Annotated in this window: 23 protein-coding genes and 6 pseudogenes; 12 read left to right on the top strand and 17 right to left on the bottom strand. The window is 69.1% G+C overall.

What is annotated here, in order from left to right; translation table 11 throughout:
* The first annotated feature begins 248 nt into the window (after window positions 1-248).
* Together L2X98_RS10110 and L2X98_RS10115 are read left to right on the top strand one after the other, a co-directional pair.
* Window positions 249-845 (top strand): nucleotide-binding protein, encoded by a 597-nt coding sequence (locus L2X98_RS10110; RefSeq protein WP_259610830.1) that lies wholly within the window; start codon window positions 249-251, stop codon window positions 843-845.
* Window positions 842-1,177 carry a hypothetical protein gene (locus tag L2X98_RS10115; RefSeq protein WP_259610831.1) on the top strand — a complete coding sequence of 112 codons (336 nt, stop codon included), beginning with the start codon at window positions 842-844 and terminating at the stop codon, window positions 1,175-1,177. The genes L2X98_RS10110 and L2X98_RS10115 overlap by 4 nt, the downstream gene beginning before the upstream one ends.
* Before the next feature lie 308 nt (window positions 1,178-1,485).
* Here the strand turns inward: L2X98_RS10115 and rplI are convergent, their stop codons facing one another.
* From rplI to L2X98_RS10140, 5 genes are all read right to left on the bottom strand, one after another.
* Window positions 1,486-1,938 (bottom strand): 50S ribosomal protein L9, encoded by a 453-nt coding sequence (gene rplI / locus L2X98_RS10120; protein WP_259610832.1) that lies wholly within the window; start codon window positions 1,936-1,938, stop codon window positions 1,486-1,488.
* Window positions 1,939-1,949: 11 nt separating this feature from the next.
* Complete coding sequence (rpsR, locus tag L2X98_RS10125; protein WP_259610833.1) at window positions 1,950-2,204, bottom strand: 30S ribosomal protein S18; 255 nt, start codon at window positions 2,202-2,204, stop codon at window positions 1,950-1,952.
* 159 nt (window positions 2,205-2,363) lie between these two features.
* On the bottom strand, window positions 2,364-2,867 hold the full coding sequence (locus L2X98_RS10130; RefSeq protein ID WP_259610834.1) for a single-stranded DNA-binding protein: 504 nt from the start codon (window positions 2,865-2,867) through the stop codon (window positions 2,364-2,366).
* A gap of 5 nt (window positions 2,868-2,872) precedes the next feature.
* Entirely contained in the window at window positions 2,873-3,241 is a 369-nt protein-coding gene (gene rpsF / locus L2X98_RS10135) for a 30S ribosomal protein S6 (protein WP_259610835.1), read from the bottom strand.
* Window positions 3,242-3,412: 171 nt separating this feature from the next.
* Window positions 3,413-4,018 carry a TetR/AcrR family transcriptional regulator gene (locus tag L2X98_RS10140; RefSeq protein WP_259610836.1) on the bottom strand — a complete coding sequence of 202 codons (606 nt, stop codon included), beginning with the start codon at window positions 4,016-4,018 and terminating at the stop codon, window positions 3,413-3,415.
* A 117-nt stretch (window positions 4,019-4,135) separates the two neighbouring features.
* Here L2X98_RS10140 and L2X98_RS10145 point away from each other — a divergent pair, with 117 nt between their 5' ends.
* The 7 genes and pseudogenes from L2X98_RS10145 to L2X98_RS20920 all read left to right on the top strand — a co-directional run bounded on the left by L2X98_RS10145 (window position 4,136) and on the right by L2X98_RS20920 (window position 8,076).
* On the top strand, window positions 4,136-4,615 hold the full coding sequence (locus tag L2X98_RS10145) for an SDR family NAD(P)-dependent oxidoreductase (protein WP_259610837.1): 480 nt from the start codon (window positions 4,136-4,138) through the stop codon (window positions 4,613-4,615).
* Window positions 4,616-4,665: 50 nt separating this feature from the next.
* Window positions 4,666-4,920 (top strand): SDR family oxidoreductase, encoded by a 255-nt coding sequence (locus L2X98_RS10150; protein WP_259613274.1) that lies wholly within the window; start codon window positions 4,666-4,668, stop codon window positions 4,918-4,920.
* A gap of 113 nt (window positions 4,921-5,033) precedes the next feature.
* Window positions 5,034-5,507: pseudogene (locus L2X98_RS20910) on the top strand (alpha/beta fold hydrolase); the annotation flags it as partial.
* Window positions 5,395-5,820 (top strand): alpha/beta fold hydrolase, encoded by a 426-nt coding sequence (locus tag L2X98_RS22285; RefSeq protein ID WP_259610838.1) that lies wholly within the window; start codon window positions 5,395-5,397, stop codon window positions 5,818-5,820. The pseudogene L2X98_RS20910 and the gene L2X98_RS22285, both read left to right, overlap by 113 nt.
* 91 nt (window positions 5,821-5,911) lie before the next feature.
* A complete protein-coding gene (locus L2X98_RS10160; protein ID WP_259610839.1) occupies window positions 5,912-6,919 on the top strand; it encodes a hypothetical protein in 1,008 nt (335 codons plus the stop codon).
* Window positions 6,916-7,506 carry a hypothetical protein gene (locus L2X98_RS20915; protein WP_354002738.1) on the top strand — a complete coding sequence of 197 codons (591 nt, stop codon included), beginning with the start codon at window positions 6,916-6,918 and terminating at the stop codon, window positions 7,504-7,506. The genes L2X98_RS10160 and L2X98_RS20915 overlap by 4 nt, the downstream gene beginning before the upstream one ends.
* A 57-nt stretch (window positions 7,507-7,563) precedes the next feature.
* Window positions 7,564-8,076, top strand: coding sequence for a hypothetical protein (locus L2X98_RS20920; protein WP_354002739.1), 513 nt, complete (start codon window positions 7,564-7,566; stop codon window positions 8,074-8,076).
* 35 nt (window positions 8,077-8,111) lie between these two features.
* On the opposite strand, the gene L2X98_RS10170 is transcribed toward L2X98_RS20920, so the two are convergent.
* The 5 genes and pseudogenes from L2X98_RS10170 to L2X98_RS10190 form a co-directional block, all read right to left on the bottom strand.
* Window positions 8,112-8,468, bottom strand: a complete 357-nt coding sequence (locus L2X98_RS10170; protein WP_259610840.1) for a HepT-like ribonuclease domain-containing protein — start codon at window positions 8,466-8,468, stop codon at window positions 8,112-8,114.
* Entirely contained in the window at window positions 8,465-8,713 is a 249-nt protein-coding gene (locus L2X98_RS10175; RefSeq protein ID WP_259610841.1) for a nucleotidyltransferase family protein, read from the bottom strand. Before L2X98_RS10175 ends, L2X98_RS10170 begins: the two co-directional genes overlap by 4 nt.
* Before the next feature lies 1 nt (window position 8,714).
* On the bottom strand, window positions 8,715-8,921 hold the full coding sequence (locus tag L2X98_RS10180; protein WP_259610842.1) for a helix-turn-helix domain-containing protein: 207 nt from the start codon (window positions 8,919-8,921) through the stop codon (window positions 8,715-8,717).
* 22 nt (window positions 8,922-8,943) lie between these two features.
* Window positions 8,944-9,171, bottom strand: a complete 228-nt coding sequence (locus L2X98_RS10185; protein ID WP_259613410.1) for a hypothetical protein — start codon at window positions 9,169-9,171, stop codon at window positions 8,944-8,946.
* Window positions 9,172-9,341: 170 nt separating this feature from the next.
* Window positions 9,342-9,578, bottom strand: a pseudogene (locus L2X98_RS10190) (TMEM175 family protein); the annotation flags it as partial.
* Window positions 9,579-9,667: 89 nt separating this feature from the next.
* Here L2X98_RS10190 and cds1 point away from each other — a divergent pair.
* Window positions 9,668-10,757, top strand: a pseudogene (cds1, locus tag L2X98_RS10195) (L-cysteine desulfhydrase Cds1).
* Between the two features lie 133 nt (window positions 10,758-10,890).
* On the opposite strand, the pseudogene L2X98_RS10200 reads toward cds1, so the two are convergent.
* The 7 genes and pseudogenes from L2X98_RS10200 to L2X98_RS10230 form a co-directional block, all read right to left on the bottom strand.
* Window positions 10,891-12,578: pseudogene (locus tag L2X98_RS10200) on the bottom strand (dipeptide ABC transporter ATP-binding protein).
* Window positions 12,579-12,589: 11 nt separating this feature from the next.
* A complete protein-coding gene (locus tag L2X98_RS10205) occupies window positions 12,590-13,561 on the bottom strand; it encodes an ABC transporter permease (protein WP_259613275.1) in 972 nt (323 codons plus the stop codon).
* Window positions 13,562-13,631: 70 nt separating this feature from the next.
* A complete protein-coding gene (locus L2X98_RS10210; RefSeq protein ID WP_259610843.1) occupies window positions 13,632-14,708 on the bottom strand; it encodes an ABC transporter permease in 1,077 nt (358 codons plus the stop codon).
* A gap of 13 nt (window positions 14,709-14,721) precedes the next feature.
* A pseudogene (locus L2X98_RS10215) lies at window positions 14,722-16,411 on the bottom strand (ABC transporter substrate-binding protein).
* Window positions 16,412-16,711: 300 nt separating this feature from the next.
* Window positions 16,712-17,464, bottom strand: a complete 753-nt coding sequence (locus L2X98_RS10220) for an amino acid ABC transporter ATP-binding protein (RefSeq protein ID WP_259613276.1) — start codon at window positions 17,462-17,464, stop codon at window positions 16,712-16,714.
* A gap of 56 nt (window positions 17,465-17,520) precedes the next feature.
* Window positions 17,521-18,513: an amino acid ABC transporter permease gene (locus tag L2X98_RS10225; RefSeq protein WP_435526185.1), complete on the bottom strand. Its 993-nt coding sequence runs from the start codon at window positions 18,511-18,513 to the stop codon at window positions 17,521-17,523.
* 3 nt (window positions 18,514-18,516) lie between these two features.
* On the bottom strand, window positions 18,517-19,380 hold the full coding sequence (locus L2X98_RS10230) for an ABC transporter substrate-binding protein (RefSeq protein WP_259610844.1): 864 nt from the start codon (window positions 19,378-19,380) through the stop codon (window positions 18,517-18,519).
* Window positions 19,381-19,634: 254 nt separating this feature from the next.
* On the opposite strand from L2X98_RS10230, the pseudogene L2X98_RS10235 reads away from it, so the two are divergent.
* Both L2X98_RS10235 and L2X98_RS10240 read left to right on the top strand, forming a co-directional pair.
* Window positions 19,635-20,628 (top strand): annotated as a pseudogene (locus L2X98_RS10235) (ABC transporter ATP-binding protein).
* Window positions 20,625-21,446 carry an ABC transporter permease gene (locus L2X98_RS10240; RefSeq protein WP_259610845.1) on the top strand — a complete coding sequence of 274 codons (822 nt, stop codon included), beginning with the start codon at window positions 20,625-20,627 and terminating at the stop codon, window positions 21,444-21,446. The pseudogene L2X98_RS10235 and the gene L2X98_RS10240 overlap by 4 nt, the downstream one beginning before the upstream one ends.
* The last annotated feature ends 555 nt before the right edge of the window (window positions 21,447-22,001 follow it).

A 22,001-nucleotide genomic window follows, 5' to 3' on the forward strand; every position in this document is an offset into this window, starting at 1 on the left:
GCCCGCGTCGCCGCAGCCGGCGTCCCAGCCCGTTTCCCCGGCCCCGCAGTCGGCGTCCCAGCCAGCATCCCCGGCACCGGCGCAGCCCGCGTCGCCGACATTGGCGCAGCCCGCATCCCCGGCACCGGCGCAGCCCGCGTCGCCGCAAGCCGGCAGCACCGCAGGTCGCCGCATCCGTCGCCGCCGCCGCGCCGCCCATCACCTCCGTCCCGGCCGCCGCCCCCGCGCCGACCCAGGGTGAGGCATCCGTGCCCCGCACACAGGAGCGCCAGTCGTTCCTGAAGCACGAGCAGGCGGAGCGCCCGGCCTCGAAGGGCTGGCGGGGCGGACTCGTCCGCATGGGGCTGCGCGTGCCGCCGAACGCGAGCGAGCGGGCCGAGCGCGACGACCTGCACGCCGTGTCGCAGCACTGGCCCGGTCCGCGCACGATCGCCGTGGTCAACGGCAAGGGCGGCGCCGGCAAGACCCCCACCACGATCAACCTGGCGGCCGTGTTCGCCCGCCATGGCGGAGCCGGCGTCCTCGCCTGGGACAACAACCAGACCCGCGGCACCCTGGGCTGGCGCACCGAACGCGGTCCGCACGAGTCGACGCTGCTCGAGCCTCCCGCAGACCGGGCGCCTGCTCGGCACCAGCGCGCAGTCCGCCGACCTGGCGCGCTTCGTCCATCACCAGACGGCCGACAAGTACGACGTGCTGCGCTCGAAGCCCGCGGTTCTGGCCAGCGAGCAGCGAATCACCGCGCAGGATGTCTCCGCCATCCACGCCGTGGCGGCGAAGTACTACCGGCTCATCGTGATCGATTCGGGCAACGACGAGACCGACCCGCTCTGGCTTGCAGATGATCGAGCACGCCGATCAGCTGGTGATCGCGACGACCACGCGCGACGACCACGCCGAGGCCGGGGCGCTTCTGCTGGAGGGTCTGGCCGACCGCGACGAGCGCTCGGCCCGTCTTGCGGCGAACGCGGTGGCCGTGGTCACCCAGGCCGATCCGAAGGCGACGGATGCCGACATCCGGCACGTCGCGGACGGCTTCCGGGCGATCGCACGCGACGTCGTCAGCATCCCCTTCGATCCGACGCTGGTCGACGGCATCATCACCTTCGATGCTCTGCGGGCAGACACCCGCCGAGCCTGGCTCGCCGCCGCCGCGGCCATCGCCCGCGGCCTCTGACCCGCGCTCGCGCCCACGCGGCCCTCCGCGCCGCGCTCGCGCCGGCTTCGGCAGTGCGCGATTCGTCGCGCTGTCGTTTTCCGCTTCCGCGCCCGTAAATCGCGGGCGCGGAAGCGGATTTCGATAGCGCGACAGATATCCGCCGCGGGAAAACGACAGCGCACGCCGAAAACGACAGCGCAGCACGAGCGCGTCACCGCCGACGCGAAGAGCGCCGACGCGAACTCCACCAACGCCAGCACCGACGCCAACAGCGCCAACGCAGAAGGCCGCCGACCCGAAGGTCGGCGGCCTCACGGCGATCGCGCTTACTTGGCGGCGACCACCTGCAGCGTGATCACGGCGGTCAGCTCGTCACGCAGGCGAACGGTCGCCTCGTGCTGGCCGGTGGCCTTGATCGGCGCGGTGATGTGGATCTTGCGCTTGTCCAGCTCGCCCAGACCCGCGGCCTTGACCGCGTCGGCGATGTCGCCGGTCTTGACGGCGCCGAACAGTCGACCCTCGGTGCCGGCCTTGACGGCCAGGCGCACGATGTTCGACTCGAGGGCGTCCTTGAGTGCGACGGCCTCTTCGTGGTCGTGGATCGCGCGGGAGTCGCGGGCGGCGCGGATCGACGCCACCTGCTTCTCGCCACCGCGGCTCCAGGCCACTGCGAAGCCCTGGGGGACGAGGTAGTTGCGGGCGTACCCGTTCTTGACCTCGACCACGTCGCCGGCGCTTCCGAGCCCGGCGACCTCATTCGTGAGAATCAGCTTTGCCATGTCGATACCCCTTACCGGCCGGCGCCGGCGTAGGGCAGAAGAGCCATCTCGCGCGCGTTCTTGATGGCGCGGGCGATGAGGCGCTGCTCCTGCACGGAGACACCGGTGATACGACGGGCGCGGATCTTGCCGCGCTCCGAGACGAACTTGCGAAGGGTGGCGACGTCCTTGTAATCAATGACGCCGACCCGGATCGACTTCGCGGGAGCGGCGTTCTTCGCGCCCTTCCGCGGCTTGCGGCGGTCGCCGCTCGACTTTCCAGCCATTGTTGCTTCCTTAGATCAGATGAGAGTTGTTCGCGACGGATGCCTCGGTCAGACGCAGACTGTCGCTCGGGCTTCGTCTCGCTCGCGCTTCACGCGGGCTCGCTCAGCCTTGAGTCGCGGTCGCATCAACGCCGCTGCGCGGCATTGATCCGCCCCGAATCAGAACGGCGTGTCGTCCCCGTAGGAGCCGGGCGCGGCCCAGCCGTCGGCGCCGCCGTTCGACCCGGGGGTCGACCACGGCTCGTCCGAGCCCTGCGGGCGCGCCTGTCCGCCGGCGTTGCCGCCGCCCGAGCCGGACGACGCCGCGCGCGTGACCTGGGCGGTCGCGTAGCGCAGCGAGGGGCCGATCTCGTCGACCTCCAGCTCGATCGAGGTGCGGTTGTTGCCCTCGCGGTCCTGGTACGAGCGCTGCTTCAGGCGCCCGCTCGCGATGACGCGGGAGCCCTTGGTCAGCGACCCCGCGACGTGCTCGGCGAAGTCGCGCCACACGCTCGCGCGGAGGAACAGCGCTTCGCCGTCCTTCCACTCGTTCGCCTGACGGTCGAACGTGCGCGGCGTCGACGCGATCGTGAAGTTCGCGACGGGCAGTCCCGACTGCGTGTAGCGCAGTTCCGGGTCGGCCGTGAGGTTTCCCACGACGGTGATGATCGTCTCGCCGGCCATCGCGGTTACGCCTTCGCGCCGGCGGTCGCCTTGCGGGCGGCCTTCGCCTCGGAGCGCTCCTTCTCGGCGGCGACCTGGGCGATCGCCTCCTCGGCGCGCAGGATCTTGGTGCGCAGGACCAGCTCGCTCAGCTTCAGCTGACGGTCGAGCTCCTGAGTGGACTCGCTCGTGGCGGTGAAGTCGACGACGGCATAGATGCCCTCGTTCTTCTTCTGGATCTCGTACGCCAGACGGCGGCGGCCCCAGATGTCGACCTTCTCGAGCGTTCCGGCGGCATCCGTGATGACCTTGAGGAACTTGTCCAGGTGCGTCGGGACCTGGCGCTCATCGATCTCAGGGTTGAAGATGACCATGAGTTCGTACTGGTGCGTCACTTACCCACCTCCTTCGGACTAGAACGGCTGCGGGCATCTCCCCGCAGCAGGAGGGTGTGATTCACGTCGCCCGGCGGACAGACCGCGGGCAACCTTGATAGTGTACCGGATGCCGCGGCCGGCGCCGATTCGACGGCCGCCGAGAGCCGTCCCAAGCGGGACGCCAAGGTCTCAGCGCTGGTCGATCAGTGCCCACCACGCGCGATCGAACGCGCCGTCGACGTTGCCGAACCCTTCGAGCGACGAGGCGATGACGGCGCCCGTGCGCATCGTGAACAGCACCTCGGCGGTGGCGACAGGTGTGGGATGTCCGAGCTCGTGCAGGGAGTCGGACATGATGTCGCGCACCCATGCCCGGTGCTGATCGACGACGAGGCGCACCGGGTGGTCGGGGTCGCAGTACTCCGCCGCGGTGTTGACGAACTCGCATCCGCGGAACCCGTCGCAGTCCATGCCCACCTTGGCCCCGGCGGCGATCTCGGCCAGGAGCGCACGGGGGCCGTCCGGCTGCGCACGCACCCGGGTCAGCTGCTCTCGGGCCTCCGCCGCCTGGGACCGCAGGAACGCGACGACGAGATCGTCCTTGGTCGGGAAGTGCCGGAAGAACGTCGCCCGGGCGACCTCGGATTCGGCGATCAGGCGGTCCACGCCCACGGAGCGGATGCCGACGGAGATGAAGAGTCTCGTGGCGGTGGCCAGGATGCGCTGGCGGGCCTTCGAGCTCGGCCGTTCCGATTCGGTGGGCGCGGCATCCACCGCGGTCGTGACATGGCTCATATCCGCTCTTGCCTTCCGTTTGCCTGTACGCCATACTTTCACACGACCAGATAGACCAGTCCGTCTACCTTGATCGAGATTCGCAAATCAGCGCGCGGTTCGAGGTGGGCGGGACAGATGGATCTTCACCTGGCAGGCAAGAGGGCGGTCGTCACCGGCGCCAGCAAGGGCATCGGCCTCGCGATCGTGCGAGCCCTGGTGGACGAAGGCACACAGGTGGTCGCGAGCGCGCGCACCCTCAGCGATGAGCTGGGCGGACTCGTCGCCGACGGCCGCGTCGAGTTCGAGCCCCTCGACCTGTCCGCCGCCGACGGGCCCGCCACCCTCGTGCGCAGCGCCCTCCGCGGCGGCGGCATCAACATCCTCGTCAACAACGTGGGCGCGGTGACGCCCCGGCCCTCGGGTTTCACGGCCGTCTCGGACGAGCAGTGGCTGCAGACCATCAACCTCACCCTCATGGCGGCGGTCCGCACCATCCGCGCCGTGGTTCCGGCGCTGATCGAGCGCGGCGGGGAGCATCGTCACGATCAGCTCGGTGAACGCCGCGCTGCCCGATCCGCTCGTGATCGACTACTCGGCCGCCAAGGCTTGCGCTGAGCAACCTGTCGAAGTCGCTGTCCAAAGAACTGGGCGGGTCCGGCATCCGTCTGAACACCGTCAGTCCCGGTCCGGTCGAAACGGCGCTGTGGCTCGGCGAGCACGGCGTGGCTGCGACCGTGTCCGCAGCGGGCGGACCGACACCGGCGCAGGTGGCGGCAGCGGCCGCCGCGCAAGCCGTCACCGGGCGATTCACTCGGCCCGAAGAGGTCGCCGCCCTCGTGGTGATGCTCGCGAGCGACCGCCTCGGCAACGTCACCGGGGCCGACTTCCGCATCGACGGCGGCCTCATCCAGACGCTGTGATCGCACCACCGTGCGTGATCCCCCGCAGGAGCGGGACCCTCGCCCGCGTACGCGGGCACCAGACGAAGGAGCAGTTCATGTCAGAGACGAGACCCGCCGACCACCTCCCGGTGATGTTCATCCACGGACTCTGGATCCACGCCACGGCCTGGCGACCGTGGCAGGACCTCTTCGAGTCCGCCGGCCACGTCACCTCGGCACCCGGCTGGCCCGGCGATGGAGACACCGTGCAGGCCACCCGCGACCACCCCGAGCCGCTCGCCGACTTCGGCATCACGGCGATCTGCCGGCACTACGCCGACCTCATCGACGCGATGCCGCACAAGCCGATCGTGGTCGGCCACTCGTTCGGCGGACTGATCGCCCAGGAGCTGCTGGCCAACGGATACGCGACCGCCGCCGTGGCGATCGATCCCGCCCCGGTCAAGGGCGTGAAGATCCTGCCGCTCTCGCAGGCTGCGCTCGGCGTTTCCCGTGCTGGGCAACCCCGCCAACCGCAAGCGGACGGTGGCGCTGACCGCCGACCAGTTCCACTACGGCTTCGGCAACACGCTGTCCCGCGAAGAGTCGGACGCGCTGTTCGCGCAGTGGACGATCCCCGGGCCCGGCAGGCCGCTCTTCGAGGATGCGTCCGCCGCGTTCGTCCGCGATTCGCCCGCGGCCGTCGACACCCATCACGCCATCCGCGGTCCGCTGATGCTGATCTCGGGGACCGAGGACCACACGGTGCCGCTGAAGGTCACCGAGGCCGTCGTCAAGCTGTACGCCGACAATCCCTCGCGCACCGACTTCGTCAAGGTCGAGGGGCGCGGCCACTCGCTCACGATGGACGCCGGCTGGCGGGATGTCGCACGGCTGGCACTGGACTGGATCGCCGAACGCGAACCGGCCCTGGTCTGACCCGCGCGCCAGACTCGGCTCGTCCGACCAGGCGTGGCGACGGCGTCGCACACGACCGGTCGGACGCGCCGACGCCGGGTACCGTTGTCGGATGGAGTGGACCGCGGATGTCTCGACCGGCGAGTGGCTGCGCGCACGCATCGACGACCCCTGGCGGAACACGATGCACGATGTCGTGCCGCGCGGATTCGCCGCGTACGCGCGCGTGTTCCACCCCGCGACCCGGGAGCGGCCGGTCGGCCGCGCCTGGCCCGACGAGGACGACCGCGACGGATGGGAGGCGTTCCTGCGCGCGGGTGTCGAGGTCGACACCGAACGGGTGACGTGGGCGCAGACCGCCGCCGCATTCGGCACGACGATGCACCCACTCGCGCAGTGGCAGCGACTCGTCGGCAAACGGGACCCGTACGGACACGACGGCGGCTCGCCGCGCGACGCCGTCGGCTGGCGCTACAGCGACCCGCCGCAGGGCCAGCTCGAACCCGACACGCTCGCCGTCCTCGCAGACGTGCTCGGTGCCCATACGACGACCCCGGATGCCGGGGGCATCGCACTGTGGGAGGGGTGGGGCGGGGTCACCGGCGGGATGGGCTACGGGCCGTCGCGCGTGTTCCTCACCGAGGCCGGTGCCGCCGATCCCGAATCAGACGAGGCGCGCAACGTCAGCCGACAGCACGAGAGCTTCCTCGCCCACGCCGGCCGGGACGTGTTCAATGACGTGTTCCTGCAACCGACGTGGCGCCCCGGCATCCTCTCCGACCAGATCTCGCGCGGACCGCGGCTGTCACTGCCCGGTCGGGACTACGTGCTGTTCCGCGGGGGTGTCGCCGAATTCGCCGACCCGGCGTGGGCGCGCACCGCGCCCTGGAGCGATCACAGCGGCGAGCAGCACGGCTTCGACCCGACCGCCGAATCGCCCTCCCTCATCTGGCCCGACGACCACGCCTGGGTGATGGTGACCGAGGTCGACTTCGACGTGACGGTGGTCGCCGGCAGCGAGGCGCTGATCGCCGCGGTCGTCGCCGATTCGCGGCTCGAGGCCGCGCCGGTCCCGGCCGGCGCCGACCTGGGCTGGACCAGCGATGAGGTGAACCGATGAGTCAGACCGCGACATCCTTCGACCCCCGTCCGTTGACCGAACCCGTCGACAAGAAGGCCGCCCGCGCCTTCTGGAGGCGAATCCGATCGTCCGGCGGCATCACTACCAACCGCATCGTCGGCGTGGCGATCGCCGTCGTGTTCCTGGTCTTCTTCGTCGGTGTGGGCAGCCGCGTGTTCGGTGCGTTCTTCTCGGCCGGTGCCGGCGTCGGCGGCGGCATGGGGGCGCTGTTGGTCGTCGTCCCGGTGGTGTTCGGGCTCGCCGTCATCGGCGTGCTGGTGGCGGTCGTCCGGTCGATGTTCGGCCCCGGCGCGGCCGTGCGCGCCTACCGCCTCGACCGGTTCGCCCGCGCGAACGGCATGTCGTACGAACCGGGCCTGACCGCTCCGCAGCTGCCCGGAATGATCTTCGGCCAGGGCAACGCGCGCCGCTCGGCCGACCTGGTGCGCGGGCAGCGTCCCGCTTCGTCGAGTTCGGCAACTACCAGTACACGACCGGCTCGGGCAAGGAGCAGACCACCCACCACTGGGGCTACGTCGCGATCCGGCTCGACAGCCCGCTGCCGAACATCGTGCTGGATGCGGTGAGCAACAACGGCCTGTTCGGCTCGAACCTGCCCGCCTCGTTCGCCCGCGGCCAGCGGCTTGCACCTCGAGGGCGACTTCGACCAGCACTTCGCCCTGTACTGCCCCGAGGGCTATGAACAGGACGCGCTCTACCTGTTCACCCCCGACATCATGGCCCGCTTCATCGACCACGCCGCCGCCCTGGACGTGGAGATCGTCGACGACTGGCTGTTCCTGTACGCGCAGGGCCGCACCCTGTCCACGCTCGATCCGGCGACCTGGGCGTGGATGTTCGCGACCGTCGGCGCGCTCCTGGACAAGATGGCGCAGTGGGCGCGCTGGCGCGACGACCGGCTGGCTCCGGATGCCGCGGCCCGCGCGACGACGTCGGGCACAGCATCCGCCCCCGCACCTTCACCGGCAGGCGCCGCGTCGTTGCCGTTCACCGCACCGGTCGCCGCATTCACGCCGCCACCGGGCGTCGCACCTGCGGGTCGCCGGCTCCGGCGGTCGACATCGGCGGTGACGGTCATGGCCGGGGTCGCGATCATCGCCGCGTGGATCGTGATCATGGTGGCGACGCGGTTCTGACTCGCCCCCGTCGATATCCGCCCGGGTCAGCGGGCTCAGGAGTCGGTGAGCCCGAGTGCGCGGGCGAGCTCGGGGATGCGATGCTCCAGCGCTGAGAACACCAGACGATCATCCACTCCGTCGTAGTGATGGGCGATGAGGTTGCGCATGCGCGCGATGCGGATCCAGTCGATGTGGGAACGCGCGTCCTTGAACTCGGCAGGGAGCTTCTCGACGACCGTGGCGATCTGAATCACGATCTGGCGCCCGTTGTTGCGCAGCACACGCCCGGCCGACGAGTGTTCGAGGTAGCGATCCCGCCCGAGCGAGACCGTGTATGCGGCATCCGCCGCGAAGTGCGCCAGATCATCCAGCCGACGGTGGACACGGTCGTCGATCGGGTCTCCGCTCACAACGGCACCGCCTCGTCGAGCGCCTGACGGACCACTCGGCCGCCGGCGCGGGAGTCGACGAGGTCGACGGGGACCGTGAGCAGACGGCCGAGACGCTCCCGCAGGTCGAGCAGGTCGGTGATGTCGTGCCGGTCGGTGAAGTCCACGAGCAGGTCGAGATCACCGGTCTCGTCGTCGTCGCCGCGCGCCACAGAACCGAACACGAGTGGCGGGTTCAGCGATGCCGCCGCGAAGAGGCCGGCCACTTCACGCCGCCGCGCCCGCAGTGCCGCCGACGGGCGCAAGCCGGAGCGCGGCATCGAGTGCGGCTTTGGCCGCGACTGACGGATCGCGACGGCCCCGCTCGATCGCGGCGATGGAGGGCTGCTTCACACCGGAGCGCTCCGCGAGATCGCGCTGTGACATCCCGAGGATGTCGCGGCGTGTTCGCACGAAGTCTCCGTAGTCGTCCACGCTTCGATGATAACGCCGGACGTTATCGGTCGTTCCCCGGGACGGGTCTTCCGCCCATCATCCGGGAGATGAGGCGCCGCAGCACGCCGGTGAGGAAGAGCAGGAACAACGCGTAGTAGTTCACCTCGGGCACCGCGACGGCGATGACGAGCGCGGCACCGAACAGGAGCGCCGTCGAGATGTCGACGGCCATTCCTCGGCGCAGGGCGTCCTCATCGATGCGGTGCAGGTCCGGATGCCGGTGGAGCACGAAGCGCTCCGAGCAGTGCGAGCAGGCTCGTCAGGATCATCGTTCCGATGTAGATGACCTTCACCAGCGGCTCGGTGTTCGGCATCAGCCGCCGTCAGAGCGGTGGCCACCGGCATCCACACGATCGTCAGCAGCCACGCCAGGCACGCCCACAACAGCCCGTTCGAGACCCGCTCGACGCGTGCGAACAGGTGATGCTGATTGACCCAGAAATTCGCGATCACGGCGAAGCTGAGCACGAAGCTGATCAGCTGCCACTGGTGCTCGTCGAGCCAGACGAGGGTGCCCTTGGCTCCGTCGGCCTCGCTGACGCTCTCCATCAGCGGCAGGATCAGCAGGGTCATCGCGATCGCCACGACGGCGTCGATGAACGCCTTGGCGCGCTCGGCGCCGAAGACGCGCTGCATCGGCTCGCTCCCCGGCTCGTCCGTCACGGGTCGATGCTAGGGCGCGGGCCCGGGGCGAACGGATAGGCTCGCGGCGGAAGGGAGCGACGATGCACGATCCGAACGAGGCCCGGACCACGCGCGAGTGGGTGAGCGAGGCCGTGCGCAAGGTCGACGCCGACGCCAACCGATCCAGCGACACGCATCTGCTCACCGTGCCGCTGCCGGAGGAGTGGGGCATCGAGCTCTATCTGAAGGACGAGTCGACGCATCCCACCGGGAGCCTCAAGCACCGCCTCGCCCGATCCCTGTTCCTCTACGGACTGTGCAACGGGTGGATCCTGCCGGGCACGACGATCGTCGAGTCCTCCAGCGGGTCCACCGCCGTCTCGGAGGCCTACTTCGCCCGGATGCTGGGGCTGCCGTTCGTCGCGGTGATCCCGGCGACCACCACCCAGGAGAAGATCGACCTGATCGAGTTCTACGGCGGCCGGTGCCACTTCGTGGACGACGCCGCCGGCGTGTACGACGAGGCGACCCGGATCGCCGCCGAGTGCGGCGGCCACTACATGGATCAGTTCACGTACGCCGAGCGCGCCACCGACTGGCGCGGCAACAACAACATCGCCGAGTCGATCTTCCAGCAGCTGTCGCGGGAGCGGCATCCCGTCCCCCGCTGGATCGTGGTGGGTGCCGGCACCGGCGGGACGAGCGCGACCATCGGACGCTATCTGCGCTACCAGCGGCATCCCACCCAGCTGTGCGTGGCCGATCCGGAGAACTCCGCGTTCTTCCAGGCGTGGACCACGGGCGACTGCGGCGTGACCACGCACGCGCCCAGCCGGATCGAGGGGATCGGGCGCAAGCCGGGTGGAGCCCAGCTTCCTGCCGCAGATCGTCGATCACATGGTGCAGGTGCCGGATGCAGCGTCCATCGCCGCGATGCGGTTCCTCGCCGCGCGGACCGGCTTTCCGGCCGGGGCTTCCACCGGCACGAACCTGTGGGCGGCGTGCGGCCTGATCGCCGAGATGCTGCGCCGCGGCGAGACCGGCAGCGTCGTGACGCTGCTGTGCGACTCGGGCGACCGCTACCGGCACACGTACTACAGCGACGCGTGGGTGGCCGAACGCGGGATGGACCTCACCGGGCCGGCGGCCGTGCTCGAGGAGTTCGCCGCCTCCGGCGCCTGGCCGACCTGACCGCCCCCCGCCTCCCCGTTCGCGAAACCCTCCCTTGCTCGCGAAATCGTACGATCTGGCCGACTGAACATGAAACCTGGCCGAAATTGATGTGCACTCGGCCACATCGTACGATTTCGACGCGGGAACGGAGTCAGCCCGCGATCGCGTCCTCCGCGGCGAGCCGTGCGGCGCGGCGGGCGGCCTGCTGCTCCGGGTCGGGCACCGGGATGGATGCCAGCAGCCGGCGGGTGTAGTCGTCCTGCGCGGCTCCGAGCACATGGGCGGTCGTGCCCTGCTCGCGGATCTCGCCGCGGCGCAGCACGACGATGCGGTCGGCGACCTCGTCGATCACCGCGAGATCGTGGCTGATGAACAGGCAGGCGAACCCGAGCTCGCCCTGCAGCTCGTCGAACAGCTCGAGCACCCGTGCCTGCACCGAGACGTCCAGCGCGCTGGTCGGCTCGTCGGCGATCAGCAGCTTCGGCCGCAGCGCGATCGCGCGCGCGAGCGATGCGCGCTGGCGTTGGCCGCCGCTGAGCTCGTGCGGGTATCGGTCGCCGAACGTCTGCGGCAGGTGGACCGCATCCAGCAGATCGTTCACCCGGGCACGTGCGGCCCCCGGGTTCGCGGCCCGGCCGTGCACCACCAGCGGCTCGGCGATGCACTCGGCGATCGTCAGCAGCGGGTTGAAGCTCGTCGCCGGATCCTGGAAGACGAACCCGATGTCGGGTCGCAGCTTCTTCAGCGAGCGCGTCGACGTCCCGCGCATCTCGTGCCCGAGCACGGTCAGCGACCCCGCGACCACCTGAGTGAGCCCGACGATGGCCCGCCCGATCGTGGTCTTGCCCGAACCGGACTCGCCGACCAGGCCCAGCACCTCGCCGGGGCCGATCCAGAAGTCCACGCCCCGCACCGCGACCACTCCCGCCCGGCCGAACCGGCCCGGATAGGCGATCTGCAGCCCCCGGGCCACCACAAGCGAGTCGGGCACCGGCTCGGTCGGCGCCTCGGCCGACGGATCCTGAGTCGCGCTCTTGCCTCGGCCCACGTGCGGCACCGCGGCGAGCAGGTTCTTCGTGTACTCCTGCTTCGGCGCGGCGAACAGCTCGCGCGCCGGCGCCTGTTCGACGATGTCGCCCTGGTACATGACGATCACGCGGTCGGCGAGGTCGGCGACCACGCCCATGTTGTGCGTGATCAGCACGACCGTCGCGCCGAACTCGTCGCGGGCGATGCGCAGCAGGTCGAGGATCTCGGCCTGGACCGTGACATCCAGCGCCGTCGTCGGCTCGTCGGCGATGATCAGCCCGGCATCCAGCACGAGCGCCATCGCGATCACGATCCGCTGCTTCTGCCCGCCGGAGAACTGGTGCGGGTAATCGTTCACCCGCTGCTCGGGGTCGGGAATGCCGACACGGCGCATGATGTCGATCGCGGCGCGCTTGGCCTCGCGCTTGCCGATCCGGTGGTGCGCGCGCAGCCCCTCGGCGATCTGGAAGCCGACGGTGAACACCGGATTCAGCGCCGTGGACGGCTCTTGGAACACCATCGCCGCGTCGCGCCCACGCATCGCCCGCAGCTGCGCCGGCGTCGCATGCACGACGTCGGTCTCGCCGCCCTCGCGCCCGCGGATCACGAGCGCCCCCTTCAGGGTCGCCGTCTCGGCAGGCAGCCGAGCAGCGCGTTCGCGGTGACGGTCTTGCCCGACCCGGACTCGCCGACGATCGCGAGCACCTCGCCGGCGTGCGCCTCGAGCGAGATCCGGTTCACGGCGACGACCGGGTCGCCGTCGGTGGCGAACGTGACCGTCAGGTTGCGGATGGATGCCGCATCCGGCATCGAGACATCGCTCATTCGTCGCCGCCCTTCACCACGACCCGACGCCGGCGGCGCAACCGCGGATCGCTGAGGTCGTTCAGGCTCTCGCCCACCAGGGTGATGCCGAGCACCACCAGCACGATCGCGACACCCGGCGGGATCGCCGTCCACCAGATGTGGCTCGTGACATCCGACACCGACCGCGACAGGTCGTAGCCCCACTCCGCCGCCGCGGTGGCCTCGATGCCGAACCCGAGGAAGCCCAGGCCCGCCAGGGTCAGGACCGCCTCGGATGCGTTCAGCGTCAGCACCACCGGCACCGACCGCGTGGCGTTGCGCAGCACGTGCCGGGTGAGGATGCGGATCGTGGGGACGCCGATGACCTTCGCCGACTCGACGAACGGCTCGGACTTCACGCGCAGCACCTCGCTGCGCACGATCCGGAAGTACTGCGGCACGAACACGACGGTGATCGCGATGGCAGCGGCCAGGATGCCGCCCCACAGCGTGGACTGCCCGTGACTGATGACGATCGCCATGACGATGGCCAGCAGCAGCGACGGGAACGCGTAGATCGCGTCGGCGATGACGACGAGGACGCGGTCGAGCCACCCGCCGAAGTACCCCGACAGCAGCCCCGCGAAGATGCCGATGAAGATCGAGAACAGAATGGCGAACACGATCACCAGCAACGCCGTCTGCGCCCCCCAGATCGTGCGCGAGAGCACGTCGAAGCCGCTGACCGTGGTGCCCAGCAGGTTCGTCGCGCTGGGCGGCTGCAGAGTGCCGAACTCGCGCCCGTCCAGGGTGCGCTGTGCATACCCGTAGGGGGCGATCCACGGTGCGAAGATCGCGACGACGACGAACAGCACCGTCAGCACCAGCCCGACCACCAGCATCGTGCGCTGCCAGCCCACGCTGTGCTTCAGGTGCGAGACGACGGGGATGCGGTCGCTCAGCGGCCGACGCGGCGTCTCGGCGGCCGGCAGCACACCGGTGGGCATCGGGTCGAGCACGCCGGTCGGGGTGGGGTCTTCGGCGCCGGTCGGGGTGGGGTCTTCAGCGGCCGACATCTCAGTACCTCACTCGCGGGTCGATGAGCACGGCGAGCACGTCGACGACGAAGTTCGCCACGGCGACCACGACGGCGATCATGATGACGATCCCCTGCACCGCGACGAAGTCGCGGGATCCGAGATACTGCGCCAGCATGAAGCCCAGACCCTTCCATTCGAACGACGTCTCGGTCAGCACGGCACCGGCCAGCAGCGCCGCGATCTGCAGGCCCATCAGGGTGACCACCGGGATCAGCGCCGGTCGGTAGGCGTGCGTGGTCACCAGCCGATACTCGCCCACTCCGCGCGAGCGAGCCGAGGTCACGTACTGCGAGCCGAGGGTGCCGATCACGTTGATGCGCACGAGCCGGAGGAAGATGCCGGCGGTGAGGATGCCCAGTGCGAGCCCCGGCAGCACTGCGTGCCAGAGGACGTCGGCCACGGCATCCGGGTTCCCCAGCCGTATCGCGTCGATCAGGTAGATGCCGGTGGGATGATCCAGGCTCTGCAACGCGAGTTCGGTGCGGGTGCCGGCCCGTCCGGAGACGGGCAGGATGTTGAACTGCACCGCGAAGACGAGCTTGAGCAGGATCGCGATGAAGAAGATGGGCGTCGCGTAGCCGAGGATCGCGGCCACGCGCAGCAGGGCGTCCTGCCAGCGGTCGCGCTTGTAGGCAGCGAGAAGACCGAACGGGATGCCGAGCAGGAACGCCACGATGAGGGCGTAGAAGGCCAGCTCGAGGGTGGCCGACCCGTATTGCAGAAGGATCGTCGTGACCTTCTGATGATCGGTGAGGGTGGTGCCGAAGTCGCCGCGGAACACCCCGGCGAGGTACTCGAAGTACTGCACCACCAGAGGACGGTCGTAGCCGGCTTCGTGGATGCGCTGGGCGAGCTGGTCGGGGGTGAGCCGGCCGCCCAGGGCCGCGGTGATCGGGTCGCCGGTCAGTCGCATGAGGAAGAACACGACGGTGACGAGGATGAACACCGTCGGGATGATCATCACGAGGCGGACGAGGATGAACCGCCAGAGTCCGCCGCTTTTCGCTCGAACCGGTTTGGCGACGAGATCGGCTTCTTCGACGACAGTGGTCATGCGTGAACCTTACTCAGACGCGGGTCGCGCCCGGCCGCATCGGGGCCGGGCGCGACCTCATGGCGCCTACTTGTGCAAGCGGGGCGTAGCGGAACTTGAACGAGGCGTCGAGGGTGGTGTCCTTGACGTCCTTGCCCACGACCGCGATCTGCGCGCCCTGCAGCATCGGGAGCGTGGAGAGGTCCTTCGCGACCAGCTCCTGCACCTTCTCGATGTCGGTCTTGCGGGTCGCCGGGTCGGCGTCCGTCTGCTCCTTCGAGATGAGCGCCTGCACGTCCGGGTTGTCGTAGTGGTTCTTCAGGAAGTTGTCCTTGGTGAAGAACGGCGACAGGTAGTTGTCGGCGTCGGAGAAGTCCGGGAACCACCCCAGCTGGTAGATCGGGTAGACGTCGCTGGTGCGGTCCTTCGAGTACTGCACCCATTCGGTCTGCGCGATGTTGACCTTGAACAGCCCGCCGTTCTCGAGCTGGGTCTTGATGGCGGCGTACTCGTCGGCCGACGATGGGCCGTAGTGCTCGCCGTTGTACTGGATGTTCAGCGTCACCGGGGTCGTCACACCGGCGGCCTGCAGGGCCTGCTTGGCCTTGTCGAGCGACGGTCCGCCGTTGCCGTCGCCGTACATGCCCTTGAGCGCGTCGGTCGCACCGGTCAGCCCCTCGGGGACGAACGAGTACAGGGGGGTGTAGGTGCCCTTGTAGACCTCGGTGGCGAGCTTGTCGCGGTCGATGAGGTCGGCCATCGCCTGGCGGACGGCGAGCGCCTTGGCCGGGTCGGCCTCGGGCGCCTTCGCGCCGAACGGCATCGTGTCCATGTTGAAGACCATGTAGCGGATCTCGCCACCCGGTCCCTTCACGACCTGGACCTTGTCGTTCTTGCCGAGGTCGGCGACGTCGGTGGCCGACAGGCTGCGGTAGGCCACGTCGATGTCGCCGTTGCCGATCGCGAGCTTCATGTTCGAGGCATCCGCGTAGTACTTCGCGGTGATGCCCTTGTTGGCCGCGGCGCCCAGCTCGCCCTGGTAGTCGGGGTTGGGCACGTAGTTGATCAGCTGGTTCACCTTGTACGAGGTGATCTTGTACTGGCCGGCGAACCCCTCGCCCTTGACGATGTCGTCGTCGGGGGTGACCTTGTCGGCCGAGAACGTCTGCTCGTCGACGATGGGGCCGGCGGGGCTGGACAGCACCTGCGGCCAGGTCTGGTCGGCGTGCTTGAGGTGGAACACGACCGTGGTGTCATCCGGTGCGTCGACGCTGTCCATGTTGGCCAGCAGCGATGCCGGCCCGTCTGCCGCGTTGATCTTGACCACACGATCGAACGTGAACTTCACGTCCGAGCTGGTCAGGTCGTTGCCGTTCGCGAACTTCAGACCCGGCTTGAGCTTGACGGTGTACTCCGTGGGGGTGGTGAAGTCGGCCGACACGGCGATGTCGGGCGTGACATCGGCCGACCCGTACTTCGTGTTCATCAGGAAGGGATAGACCTGGTTCATCACCTGGAACGATCCGTTGTCGTACGAGCCGGCCGGGTCGATCGACGTGATCTTGTCGGTCGTGCCGACCAGAAGCGGTTCGGAGGCGCTGCCCGCCGTCGCCGGTGTTGTTGCCGCCGCCACCACCGGCGCAGCCGGCCAGGACGATCGCCGAGACGCTGAGCGCCCCGAGCGCGAACAGCACGCGCCCGCGCGTGGATGTCTGCAATGCCATGGTTCATCCTTCTGATACGAAGAGAGACGGCCGCGCGGGGTGGCGCGGCCACTGTGCTCCCATCCTCCCCGCGGGGCGCGGCATCCGGCAATCGCCGCACCGATTCGTGACCAGAAAGCAACTCGATGCGGGCGCATGCGCCGCCCGCCGCGCCCGGCCTCCCGCGCCGCCGAAATCGTACGATCTGGCCGAGTGCACATCAGTTTTGGCCCGGTTTGATGTGGTTTCGGCCAGATCGTACGATTTCGGCGAAGAGAGAGGGCGACGCGGGGGCACTTCAGCGGGCGGGGGATGCCGGGGTCAGAGCACCTTGGAGAGGAACGCCTTCGTCCGCTCATGCTGCGGATCGGCCAGCACCTGGTGCGGATCGCCCGCCTCGACCACGACGCCGCCGTCCATGAACACGAGCTGGTCGCCCACCTCGCGCGCGAAGCCCATCTCGTGCGTGACCACGACCATCGTCATCCCGGTCGCGGCGAGCTCGCGCATCACATCGAGCACCTCGCCGACCAGTTCCGGGTCCAGCGCACTGGTCGGCTCGTCGAACAGCATCAGCTTCGGATCCATCGCCAGCGCACGCGCGATCGCCACCCGCTGCCTTGCCCGCCGGACAGCTTGCGCCGGGTAGTGCCCCACCTGCTGGCTGAGCCCCACCCGCGCCAGCAGGTCGCGGCCGCGGGCCGCGGCATCCTTCCGGGACACGCCCTTGACCTGCATCGGCGCCTCCATCACGTTCTCCAGCGCCGTCATGTGCGGGAAGAGATTGAAGTGCTGGAACACCATGCCGATGTCGCGACGCTGCCGGGCGGCTTCGCTCGGCTTGAGCTCGTAGAGCTTGTCGCCCTTCTCGCGGTACCCGACCAGGTCGCCGTCGACGTAGAGGCGGCCGGCATTGACCACCTCGAGGTGGTTGATGCACCGCAGGAACGTCGACTTGCCCGAACCCGAGGGCCCGATCACACAGGTCACGTGACCGCGCTCGACGCGCAGGTCGATGGATTTGAGGACTTCGTGCGAGCCGAAGCTCTTGGAGACCATGACGGCCTCGACCATCGGCGGGGTCAGCGGCGGGGTCGTCGGCGGGGTCGCCGTCGCGGCGTCGGACGGGGTCATCCCTTGCCTCCGATCTCGATGCCCACCGCTTCGACGGCGGGGCCCTCCAGCGCGATCGCCGGCCGGTTCCGGTCGGTTCCGCGGGCGAACCGCTTCTCGACGAAGTACTGGCCGACCATGAGCACCGACGTGAAGAACAGGTACCACAGCGACGCCACGATCAGCAGCGGGATCGGGGCGAACAGCCGCGCCGAGATGTCGCTGGTGCGGCCGAACAGGTCGAGCGAGAACGGCACGGCCACCACCAGCGAGGTGGTCTTCAGCATCGAGATCACCTCGTTGCCGGTCGGCGGGATGATCACCCGCATCGCCTGCGGGATCACGATGCGGCGCATCGTCCTGCCCCACGGCATCCCGAGCGCCGTCGCCGCCTCTTCCTGACCGGGGTTCACCGACAGAAGCCCGGCCCGCACGATCTCGGCCATGTACGCCGACTCGTTCAGCGCGAGGCCCACCATCGCGACCAGGAACAGCGGCGGCACCCATTCGACCTGGATGACCGCCCAGGTGTGCACGAAGGGGATGCCGACGTTGATCGTCTTGTAGATGAGGGTGATCAGCCCCCAGAACACCAGTTGGACGTACACCGGTGTCCCGCGGAACACCCACAGGTACGCCCACGCGATCCACTTCACGACGGGATTCGGGCTCAGCCGCATCACCGCCAGCAGCAGACCCAGCAGGATGCCGATGATCATCGCCGTCACGGTCAGAGCGAGCGTGACCATGGCGCCCTGCGTGACCCGCGCGTCGAACAGGTACTTGCCGACGATGTCCCACTGGAACGTCTCGCGCTGGGCGGCGTCGAGGATGAACAGGAGCACGATGAGGACGAGGACGACGGCGATCGTCATCCGCCAGGGGTGCTTCTGCGGCACGGCACGGATCGTCTCGGCCCGCTCCACCGGGATGTTCGCGGTGCTCGGGGGTCGGGCCCCCGGCTCGGCGGGCTCACCGCCCGCCGGGCCGGGGCGTTCGCTCTCGCTCATCGGCTACTGCTTCGAGGCGGCGTTGACGGCGGCCTCGGTGACCGCACCCGAGGCCACGCCCCACTTGTCGAGGATCTTCTTGTACGTGCCGTCGTCGATCAGCGCCTGCAGCGTCTTCTGGATGACCTGGGTCATCTCGCCGCCCTTGGGCAGTGCGAAGCCGTAGGGCGCGACCTCGAACGTGGTCCCGGCGGCCTGGATCTTGTCGGACTGCTGATGGATCGCGTGCTCCGTGATCGGCGAGTCCGCGCTCATCGCCTGCACCTGACCGAGCACGAGGGCGTTGGTCACCTGATCCTGCCCGTCGAATTTGAACACCTCGATCGCCTTCTTGCCGGCATCCGTGCACGCCTTCGACTTGGCCGGCAGCTCGTCGAGATCCTCGGTGGTCCCGGCCTGCACGGCGACCTTCAGCCCGCACGCGTTGTTCGGGTCGACCGTCTCGCCCTTCTTCGACGCCCACATGATGCCGGCGTTGTAGTAGTTGACGAAGTCGACCTGCTTCTCGCGGTCGAGGGTGTCTGTGAACGACGAGATGCCCATGTCGTATCGACCGCCGGTGATCGACGGGATGATGTTGTCGAACTTCGACTCGACGTACACCGTCGAAACCCCCAGCTTGGCCGCCAGGGCATCACCCAGGTCGATGTCCCAGCCGACGATCTTGCCGGTGTCGTCCTTGGACTCATTGGGGGCGTACGTCGGGTCGGTGCCGATCTGCAGGGAGCCGGCGTCGGCGATCTTGCTGGGCAGGAGCTTGGCCAGCGCGTCGTCCTTCGTGACGCCGTACGGGTTCGAGGCCGATTCGCCACCGCCGCTGGACCCGGGGTTCTCTGCGGCCTGGTTGTTGACACAACCGGTCAGCAAGGCGCTGCCGCGGCGAGCGCCACCGGCAGAACGAGCATCCTTCGCATTTCTTGCCTTTCCTCTTCACTGAGGGGACTGCTCCGGCACATCGGGCGTTGCCGGCCCCTGAAGTCTATGTACACCCGAACCGTCGCCAGGTGACGATCTGGTCTCTTCGTGTCTGGTGCGGCAGACACGATCTCGTGACGAATGTCATGGGCGGAACGTGACGGGAGTGTGCGGGGCATCGGGGCGCGGCATCCGAGCATGGAGACATGGAATCGACAGCACTGACAGAACGCATCGGGACGGATGCCGCATCCGCCGCCCTTCCGCCGGCGATCGCGGCGACCGGACTGACCAAGAGCTTCGGGCGCGTGCGCGCCGTGGACGGGGTGGACCTCCACGTCGAGGCGGGCGAGGTCGTCGCCTTCCTCGGACCGAACGGGGCCGGCAAGACCACGACGATCGACCTGATCCTGGGCCTGAGCCAGCCCGACACCGGCCAGATCAGCGTCTTCGGCACCTCGCCGCGCGGCGCCATCTCGCGCGGCTACGTGTCGGCGGTGCTGCAGACCGGCGGGCTGCTCAAGGACCTCACCGTCCGCGAGACGGTCGAGCTGACCGCGAGCCTGTTCTCGGACACCCGGCCGGTGGACGAGGTGCTCGATCGGGCCGGCATCCGCGACATCGGCGACCGGATGGTCGGCAAGTGCTCGGGCGGGCAGGAGCGAGCGGTTGCGGTTCGCGATGGCGCTGCTGAGCGACCCGGGCGTCCTGATCCTGGACGAGCCGACCACCGGCATGGATGTCGAGGGCCGTCGCGCGTTCTGGCAGGCCATCCGCGCCGACGCTGGTCGGGGCCGGACGGTCCTGTTCGCGACGCACTACCTGGAAGAGGCGGATGCCTACGCCGACCGCATCGTCCTGATGAGCCACGGCCGGATCGTCGCCGACGGGCAGGCCGCGCAGATCAAGAACCTCGTGTCCGGCCGGATCGTCCGTGCGACCCTGCCCGGCGCCGACCCGGTGGCCCTCGCGGCCGTCCCCGGGGTCAAGGATGTCGAGGTGCAGGGTGAGCGCGTGGTCATCGGCACGTCCGACTCGGACGCCCTGGCCCGCCACCTGCTCACCACCACCGAGGCCCGCGACCTGGAGATCTCGTCGCAGAACCTGGAGAGCGTGTTCCTCGCGCTCACCTCGGATGGGGCGGGCGCTTCCGCCGCATCCACCGTGTCCACAGCATCCATCGAAGGAGACCAGCGATGACCGTCACCGCCACCCCGCAGGGCCGGGTCAGCCTGGAGCGGAAGGTTCCGCCGCTCGGCGGGTTCAACCTGCGCTTCCTGGGGCTCGAGCTCAAGCGCCGCTTCCGCAACTACCGCACGCTCGTGTTCACCGTGATCTTCCCGGTCGCCATGTACTTCATGGTCGGCTACCCGCAGCGCAACACCCCGCTGATCGACGGACACCCCATCGATCAGGGCGGGCTGTCGGTCGCGGCCTACCTCATGGTGTCGATGGCCGTGTACGGGGCGATGATGTCGGCCACGGCATCCGGCGCCGCCGTCGCGGTGGAGCGCTCGCTCGGGTGGAGTCGCCAGCTGCGACTCACCCCGCTGTCGCCGGTCGCGGCGGTGGCCACGAAGGTGGTCGGCGGCATGGTGTTCGGCCTGGTCGCGATCGTGGCGACCTACCTGGCCGGCGCCTTCACCGGCGTGCACATGAGCGGGTCGCAGTGGATTGTGTCGGCGCTGGTCGCCTGGCTGCTCGGGTCGGCGGTGTTCACGACCCTGGGACTGATGATGGGCTACCTGGTGCCCGGCGAGAACGCCATGCAGCTGACGAGCCTGGTGATCGTGTTCCTCGCGTTCATCGGCGGCCTGTTCTACCCGGTGAGCATGATGCCGCCGGTGCTGCAGGATGTCGCGGCCTGGACACCCGTGTTCGGCATCGGAGAGCTCAGCCGCGCTCCCCTGACCGGCGAGGGATTCGACCTCGGCGCTCTGCTGAACGTCCTGCTGTGGCTGGGCCTGTTCATCGTGGGCACCGCGCTGCTGTTCCGTCGCGACACCAAGCGCGTCTAGCCCGCCCCCGCCCCGCCCCTCCCCTCCGAGATTGTCCTCCGTCCGCCGAGATTGTCCTCCGTCCGCCGAGATTGTCCTCCGTCCGCCGAGATTGTCCCGGGGACGGGGGCACAATCTCGAGACACCGAGAACAACCTCGCGGAACCAAGGACAACCTCGCGGAACCAAGCACAACCTCGCGGAACCAAGCACAACCTCGCGCGACCAAGCACAATCTCGAGACACCGAGAACAACCTCGCGGAACCGAGGACAACCTCGCGCGACCGAGGACAACCTCGGCGCACGCGGCGCACCGCGGCCCACGATCTAAGGTGAAGTTCATGCACGAGGACGCGCCCTGCCCCCGCGCTGCGGCCGGATCCCTTCAGCGGACCGCCCTGGCCCGTGCGCGCGGCAGCGCTCGGTCCCCGCTCGGTCACCCCGCTGCCGCAGCGGCTCTGCTCCCGCGGCGCGGTCAGCTGGTACTTCGGCGCAACCGTCGCCCTGCTCTGGCTGATCAGCGCCGGGCAGGAGATCGTGGCCGAGGCGGCGACGACGACCTCGGCCGTCCTGGG

The organism is Microbacterium elymi, assembly GCF_021582895.2.
Taxonomy (GTDB): domain Bacteria; phylum Actinomycetota; class Actinomycetes; order Actinomycetales; family Microbacteriaceae; genus Microbacterium; species Microbacterium humicola.

Coding starts and splice junctions, on each gene's coding strand:
- L2X98_RS10115 (WP_259610831.1), top strand. CDS start 842: ATGATCGAGCACGCCGATCAGCTGGTGATCGCGACGACCACGCGCGAC.
- rplI (WP_259610832.1), bottom strand. CDS start 1,938: ATGGCAAAGCTGATTCTCACGAATGAGGTCGCCGGGCTCGGAAGCGCC.
- rpsR (WP_259610833.1), bottom strand. CDS start 2,204: ATGGCTGGAAAGTCGAGCGGCGACCGCCGCAAGCCGCGGAAGGGCGCG.
- L2X98_RS10130 (WP_259610834.1), bottom strand. CDS start 2,867: ATGGCCGGCGAGACGATCATCACCGTCGTGGGAAACCTCACGGCCGAC.
- L2X98_RS10140 (WP_259610836.1), bottom strand. CDS start 4,018: ATGAGCCATGTCACGACCGCGGTGGATGCCGCGCCCACCGAATCGGAA.
- L2X98_RS10145 (WP_259610837.1), top strand. CDS start 4,136: ATGGATCTTCACCTGGCAGGCAAGAGGGCGGTCGTCACCGGCGCCAGC.
- L2X98_RS10160 (WP_259610839.1), top strand. CDS start 5,912: ATGGAGTGGACCGCGGATGTCTCGACCGGCGAGTGGCTGCGCGCACGC.
- L2X98_RS20915 (WP_354002738.1), top strand. CDS start 6,916: ATGAGTCAGACCGCGACATCCTTCGACCCCCGTCCGTTGACCGAACCC.
- L2X98_RS10205 (WP_259613275.1), bottom strand. CDS start 13,561: ATGCCCACCGGTGTGCTGCCGGCCGCCGAGACGCCGCGTCGGCCGCTG.
- L2X98_RS10210 (WP_259610843.1), bottom strand. CDS start 14,708: ATGACCACTGTCGTCGAAGAAGCCGATCTCGTCGCCAAACCGGTTCGA.
- L2X98_RS10220 (WP_259613276.1), bottom strand. CDS start 17,464: ATGGTCGAGGCCGTCATGGTCTCCAAGAGCTTCGGCTCGCACGAAGTC.
- L2X98_RS10225 (WP_435526185.1), bottom strand. CDS start 18,513: ATGAGCGAGAGCGAACGCCCCGGCCCGGCGGGCGGTGAGCCCGCCGAG.
- L2X98_RS10240 (WP_259610845.1), top strand. CDS start 20,625: ATGACCGTCACCGCCACCCCGCAGGGCCGGGTCAGCCTGGAGCGGAAG.